The organism is Rhizobacter sp. P3_B12 (genome assembly GCF_056402895.1).
Map to the genome: position 1 here is coordinate 1 of NZ_JBFUGN010001773.1, position 545 is coordinate 545.

Below are 545 nucleotides of genomic sequence, written 5' to 3' on the forward strand. Positions count from 1 at the left end.
GCATCAGCCGCTTCAGCCCCGCATCGGCATCGGTCAGCGGCGGCTGCGGCTCGGCCATCGCCTGGCGCAGCGCACGCTGCCAGGCCAGGTCGGTGGAATCGCCGTCGGCGTCATGCTTCTTCATCGTCGTACTCCTTGCGGCCCGCACGGCCCGGGCGGCGCACCGGCGGCACGCCGGCCAGCATCGGCAGCACCTGGCGCAGCTTCGCGCGGGCGTGGAACATGCGCGCCTTCACGGTGCTGAGCTCGCAGTCCATGATCTGCGCCACCTCGTCGAGCGAGTGGCCGGCGCCATAGGCCAGCTCCATCGTCGCGCGCTGCTCGGCGTTGAGGCGGCGCATGCCCTTGGCGACCCAGTCGGCCAGCTCGTGGCGGGCGTGGGGGTCGTCGAGGRCATGCAGCTCGTGGGTTTGTTCATCCGAGGGCGCTTCGACCGGCTCCTCGCCGTGCTCGCGCAGCGTCTTCAGCGCACTGCGCCAGGCGATGCCGAGGATCCAGGTCGACACGCGCGACTCGCCGCGGAACTCGCCGGCCTTCTGCCAGAC

1 protein-coding gene is annotated in these 545 nt (G+C 71.7%); it reads right to left on the reverse strand.

Annotated features, from left to right (window positions below):
* Positions 1 to 110: 110 nt before the first annotated feature.
* Positions 111 to 545, reverse strand: a 435-nt coding sequence (locus AC1D01_RS38150) for an RNA polymerase sigma factor (RefSeq protein WP_477875212.1), incomplete at its 5' end; no start/stop codon positions are given.